Raw genomic sequence first — 5,791 nt, 5'->3', positions numbered from 1 at the left:
GATGCCGGTCAGGGTGTCGCCCTGGGCGTCGCCGCCCGTGCCGGTGCCGGTGGTCAGGTTCACGGTCACGGGCGTGGCGGAGCCGGAATAATCCGCCGTATCGTTCGTGCCGGCGCCGCCCTGCAGCGAATCGGCGCCGCCGCCGCCGACGAGGGTATCGTCCCCGTCGCCGCCGAGGAGGATGTCGTTGCCGCCCTGGCCGTCGAGGGCGTCGTCGCCGCCCTGGCCGTTCAGCGTATTGGCCGCGGCGCTGCCGCTGAGATTGTCGTCGCCGGTGTTGGAGCCGATCAGGTTGACGATGCCCACCAGATAGTCGCCCTGGGCGTCGCCGCCGAAGCCTTGCGAGGCACCGGTGAGCTGAATGTTGATGCCGAGGATCGGCAGGGTCAGGTCGAGGATCACCGACAGATCGACGGTCACGCCGTCGACAGAAGTGGTGTAGTCCGCCGCATCGATGCCGGAGAGGGTGATGACGCCGGCCGCGTTCAGCAGGCCGCCGATGATCACATCCGCCCCGGCGCCACCGCGGATCACGTCGTCACCGGACCAGCCGATGGCGATGTCATCCCCGCCCAATGCGTCGACGAAGTCGTTTCCGATGGCTTGGACTGGACCGAGGATCAGGTTCGGCAGAATTTCGGCGCCATTGGTGCCGGTAAAAGTGGCCATGAATATCCTCCCCAATATGACAAGGGCTCGATATGAATAGGGCTCCCTAGTTGGTCATTTCTTCCCAAGTCGTTCAACAAAAATGCGTTCGATGGAGCGCGCTCACCACAATCGACCCTGTGATTCGTGATATGTGGAGAATTTGCATATAATGTTGTTCAGTTAGACATCTTGCCTCAGGCTATGTCGTATAAAATATCATGGACCCGGACGTTGTCCCTATAGTAGCCCGCGAGAGCGAGGCGGGCCGGCCCGGCGGCCGATTTGATGCACTCATCCCGGGACAGATGGTGTGCTTCTCGAAAGCATCGCGTCAGCTCTGCACTGCGGTCTGTCGCGCGGGGCGGCTTCTTCGGGAACGATGGGATCGCTGCATGCGTTTTTTTGTCACCGAATCGACCGGACGCGGCCCAGGTCGTGTCCCGAACCAGGGAGAGATCGCCATGGATCGCGATTTCACACGCCAGGTGGCGCGGGCCAAGCAGGCGGCACAGGCGACCAGCCGGGCACAGCGGGCCTTCCGCCATGACGACCCGGCGGCCCCGACCGGCATCACCGGCGCGGCCTATGTCGCCGAGAGGCGCCGCGCGCTGCGCATCGCGATGGCGGAAGCCGCGGCCTTCGATCAGATGGTGGACCCGGTGGTGCGAGAGCTGGCGCCGCCGCGCCGCTAGCTCAGGGCATCAGGCCGTCCAGCCCAGCAGCCGTTCGATCCGGCTCGCCGCTTCCTGCACGGCGACGCTGTAGGTGCGCTCGCGCTCGCGCGCCTTCTGCTCCGGCAGCACGACGCTGATTGTCGCCTCGCAATCGCCGCTCGGCGTGCAGATCGGGGCGGCGATGCAGGCCACGGCGAAATCGGATTCGCTCAGCTGGATCGCCAGCTTCTCGGCCAGCGCGGTCTCGCCGATCCGGCACAGCAGCTCCGGGTCGGTCTCGGCCATGCCGGTGGGGGAGGGCTGGGCGGCGCGGCGCATCAGCTCGACCCGCTCGGCCCAGGGCAGATGGCCGATCAGGAGGCGGCCGGAGGCGGTCCAGTTCAAGGGCACCCGGGTGCCGACCTTGGACGAGACCCGGAAATGCCCCGGCGGCTCGGCCATCGCCAGCACCACCATATGGCCCTCGTCGCGGCCGCAGACCTGGACGGTCTCGCCCAGCAGGCGGCTCAACTCCCGCATCTCCTGCGACGCGGTCTCCAGGAGGTTCAGGCTGCGGCCATAGGCCAAGCCGTAATGGTAGAGGCGAGGGCCGAACCAGAGGAGGCCGTCGCCGTCGCGCGACAGCAGGTCCTGGCGCAGCAGCGAATCGACCACGCCATAGATCGTCGACATCGGCGCGCCCAACGCCTTGGACACATCATAGGCGGTGAGGGGGCGGCCGGCAGCCAGCAGGTGGTCGCAGATCTGCACCGCGCGCTCAATGCCGCTGACCCGGCTGCGCTCGCTTGCCCTTTCGGTCTTGGCCGCCGCTGCTTCCGCCATGATCCCGTCCCATCTGCTCTCAGCCACTGCTCCGGCCGAGTGGTATAGCCCGCAAGAACTCGAAGCTAGGCTTTGTCCTGCATTGCGGTCAATCGCCGAGCAAATCCGCCGTTCGGGCCAATCGGATGGGTTGACGTCTCGGTCGCGATAGCACTAGCGTATTCCGCAACGGAAGATGTTGCTTCTTAATAACGGAATACTAGAGGCTCGCGACAGGGGGAGTCAATGCTGCGAAGGACGTTGCAAGTTCTGGGCCTGGTCACGGTCGCGATCCTGCCACTCTCCTCGGGCGCCATGGCCGCGCCGGCCAAGGGCGGGGCGATCACCGTGGCCACGATCGGCGAGCCGCCGACGCTGGACCCGATGGTCAGCACCGCCGACCTGGTCGGCATCATCACCCAGCACATCTTCGAGACGCTCTACACCTTCGACGCCAACTGGAACGTCACGCCGCTGGTCGCCGACGCGATGCCGGAGATCAGCGCCGACGGCCGCGTCTACACCATCAAGATCCGCCAGGGGCTGACCTTTCATGACGGCTCGGCGCTGGATGCTGACGACGTCGTCGCCTCGCTGAAGCGCTGGACCGAGGTGGCGTCCCGCGGGAAGCTGGCTGCCGGCAACATCGAAGCGATCGACAAGATCGACGCCTCGACCATCAAGATCACGCTGAAGCAACCCTTCGCGCCGCTGCTGGCCCTGTTGGCCTTCAACAACAGCGCCGCGGTGATCCTGCCGTCCGAGAAGATCGCGCCGGAGATGAAGGAGCCGATCGGCAGCGGCCCCTACATGCTGAAGGCGCGGGTGCCCGACCAGTACATCCAGCTGGTCCGTTTCGACGGCTACAAGCCGCGCGAGGGCGACCCGAACGGCTATGGCGGCGCCCGCAAGCAGTATCTCGACGAGATCCGCTTCACCCCGGTGCCGAACGCCAACACCCGGGTCGAGGGCGCGGTGGCCGGGCAGTACGACTACACCGATTCCCTGCCGGTCGAATCCTTCGACAAGATCAAGGCCGGGGCGTCGGAGCCGATCATCCTGAAGCCCTTCGGCTGGCCGGTCTTCGTCATGAACACCAAGGAAGGCCTGCTCAGCGACGTCAAGCTGCGCAAGGCGGTTCAGCTGGCGCTGAACGAGGAGGATATGCTGGCCGCCGCCTTCGGCAGCACCGATTTCTACGCGCTCGACGGCGCCATGTATCCGGAGGGCTATCCCTGGCGCAGCGAGGTCGGCACCGACATCTACAACAAGGGCGACGCCGAGGGCGCGCAGGCGCTGCTCAAGGAAGCAGGCTACGACGGCCAGAAGCCGATCCGGATCCTGACCAGCCGGCAATACGAGTTCCACTACAAGATGGCGCTGGTGGCGGCGGAGTACCTGAAGGCCGCCGGCTTCCAGGTCCAGCTCGACGTCACCGACTGGGCGACGCTGACCCAGCGCCGGACCGACCCGGCCCTGTGGGAGATCTATATCAGCCACAGCCCGTTCCTGCCGGAACCGGCGCTGATCGGCGCCTTGGCCAAGGGGTCGCCCGGCTGGTGGGACACGCCGGCCAAGGAAAAGGCGGTCGGCGCCTTCAACCAGGCGCTGACGCAGGACGAGCGGGTGAAGCTCTGGGCCGGCGTGCAGCAGGTGATGGCCGACGAGGTGCCGCTGATCAAGGTCGGCGACTTCAACGCCCTCTCGGCCAAGGCCAAGTCGCTGCAGGGCGTGACCCCGGCCCCGTGGCCGTATTTCTGGAATGCCTACGTGGAGAAATGACCAAGGTCCGATAACACCTCAACGTCATTGCGACCCCGGCCTTGAAGCCGGGGGAAGCAATCCAGGGCCGCTCGCCCTGGCCCCTGGATTGCTTCGTCGGCTTCGCCTCCTCGCAATGACGGTGAGGGCTGTCCAGCCGCTCTTCCTCCCAATCCCCGTTGCCGCCGCCGAACGCCAGCCATGAAGACCCAGCCGATGCGCCGCCTGCTGCTCTCCCTCCTCGTGGCCGCCGCCCTGCTGCCGGGCGCGGCGATCGCCGACCCCGTGAAGGGCGGCAAGATCGACGTCGCCACCATCGGCGAGCCGCCGACGCTCGACCCGATGGCGAACACCGGCGACCTCTTGGGCATGATCACCCAGCATGTCTACGAGACGCTGTTCACCTTCGACGCCGAATGGCGGCTGCAGCCGCTGCTGGCCGAGGCGATGCCGGCGATCTCCGAGGACGGCCGCACCTACGACATCAAGATCCGGTCCGGCGTCACCTTCCATGACGGCGAGAAACTCACCGCGGACGACGTCGTCGCCTCGCTGCAGCGCTGGATGCGGGTCGCCTCGCGCGGCAAGCAGGCGGCGCCGATGATCGAGAGCGTGACGGCGACCGGCGATCTCTCCATTCAGGTCAAGCTGAAGCAGGCCTATGCGCCGCTGCTGTCGCTGCTGGCCTTCAACAACAGCGCCGCGGTGATCATGCCGAAGGCGCATATGGACGACCCGCTGACCGACGTGGTCGGCACCGGCCCTTACAAGCTGGCCGAGCGCAAGCCTGACCAGTACATCCTGCTGACCCGCTTCGACGGTTATGCCGCCCGGACGGAACAGCCCAGCCGCTATGCCGGCCGGCGCACGGCGTATCTGGACGAGATCCGCTTCATCCCGGTGCCGAACGCCAACACCCGGATTGAGGGCGCGGTCTCCGGCCAGTACGACTTCTCCGACCTGCTGCCGGTCGAATCCTATGACAAGCTGACCGGGAACACCGAGCCGGTGATCCTGAAGTCCTTCGGCTACCCGATCATGATGCTGAACACCAAGCAGGGGCCGCTGGCGAAGCTGGAGCTGCGCCAGGCGGTGCAGGCGGCGCTGAGCGAGAGCGACATGATGCTGGCCGCCTTCGGCAAGCCGGAGTTCTTCACGGTCGACGGCGCCATGTATCCGGAGGGCTTCCCGTGGCGCAGCGACGCCGGGGTCGACACCTACGACCAGGGCAATCCGGAGAAGGCGCAGGCGCTGATGGAGAAGGCCGGCTATGCCGGCGAGCCGATCCGGATCCTGACCAGCCAGCAATACGAGTTCCACTACAAGATGGCGCTGGTGGCGGCGGAGTACCTGAAGGCGGCCGGCTTCAAGGTCGACCTGCAGGTGTCGGACTGGGCGACGCTGACCCAGCGCCGCAATGACCCGGCGCTGTGGGACATCTTCTTCACCCACAGCCCGTTCCTGCCGGAGCCGGCGCTGAATCTCGGCATGTCCGAGAGCGGCCCCGGCTGGTGGTCGACCGACCGCCGCCGCGCCGCCTTCGACGCCTTCAACGCCGCCTCGGACCCGGCGCAGCGGGCGAAGCTATATGGCGACGTCCAGGCCGCGATCATGGCGGAGGTGCCGTTCATCAAGGTCGGCGACTTCAACGCCCTCTCGGCCAAGTCGCCGAAACTGAAGGGCTACGAGCCGTCGCCCTGGCCGTCCTTCTGGAACACTTGGGTGGAGAAGTGAGACGAATGGTGCCGACACGCGCCACTGCCGGCCAGCTTTCTCCAGTCCCCCCTCCCCCTGCGGGAGGGGGGCAGGGGAGGGGGTTCGGTGCCGCCGGAGCCGGCGCCTTCGGTCTCTTCGCTCGACAACCCCCCCGCGCGCGCGCGCGCGCGCGCGCGCGCGCGCGCGCG

Annotated in this window: 5 protein-coding genes; 3 read left to right on the top strand and 2 right to left on the bottom strand. The window is 66.8% G+C overall.

What is annotated here, in order from left to right:
- Window positions 1-669: calcium-binding protein (locus P409_RS39175; protein WP_034844733.1), on the bottom strand; the 669-nt coding region annotated here is incomplete at its 3' end.
- A 443-nt stretch (window positions 670-1,112) separates the two neighbouring features.
- Here P409_RS39175 and P409_RS24390 point away from each other — a divergent pair.
- Window positions 1,113-1,343 (top strand): hypothetical protein, encoded by a 231-nt coding sequence (locus P409_RS24390; RefSeq protein WP_034844731.1) that lies wholly within the window; start codon window positions 1,113-1,115, stop codon window positions 1,341-1,343.
- A gap of 9 nt (window positions 1,344-1,352) precedes the next feature.
- Here the strand turns inward: P409_RS24390 and P409_RS24385 are convergent, their stop codons facing one another.
- Window positions 1,353-2,147, bottom strand: a complete 795-nt coding sequence (locus P409_RS24385; RefSeq protein WP_034844729.1) for an IclR family transcriptional regulator — start codon at window positions 2,145-2,147, stop codon at window positions 1,353-1,355.
- Window positions 2,148-2,387: 240 nt separating this feature from the next.
- On the opposite strand from P409_RS24385, the gene P409_RS24380 reads away from it, so the two are divergent.
- Window positions 2,388-3,908: an ABC transporter substrate-binding protein gene (locus tag P409_RS24380; protein WP_202964789.1), complete on the top strand. Its 1,521-nt coding sequence runs from the start codon at window positions 2,388-2,390 to the stop codon at window positions 3,906-3,908.
- A gap of 180 nt (window positions 3,909-4,088) precedes the next feature.
- Entirely contained in the window at window positions 4,089-5,621 is a 1,533-nt protein-coding gene (locus P409_RS24375) for an ABC transporter substrate-binding protein (RefSeq protein ID WP_202964788.1), read from the top strand.
- Window positions 5,622-5,791 lie beyond the last annotated feature (170 nt).

This window comes from Inquilinus limosus MP06 (assembly GCF_000767795.1).
In the GTDB taxonomy this organism is placed as follows: domain Bacteria; phylum Pseudomonadota; class Alphaproteobacteria; order DSM-16000; family Inquilinaceae; genus Inquilinus; species Inquilinus limosus_E.
The sequence above is the reverse complement of the archived record's forward strand: the minus strand, read 5'-3'. Positions and strand labels throughout refer to the sequence as shown.

What these genes read in the sequence shown, in the direction of transcription:
- P409_RS24390 (WP_034844731.1), top strand. Translation starts at nt 1,113, where the DNA reads ATGGATCGCGATTTCACACGCCAGGTGGCGCGGGCCAAGCAGGCGGCA.
- P409_RS24385 (WP_034844729.1), bottom strand. Translation starts at nt 2,147, where the DNA reads ATGGCGGAAGCAGCGGCGGCCAAGACCGAAAGGGCAAGCGAGCGCAGC.
- P409_RS24375 (WP_202964788.1), top strand. Translation starts at nt 4,089, where the DNA reads ATGAAGACCCAGCCGATGCGCCGCCTGCTGCTCTCCCTCCTCGTGGCC.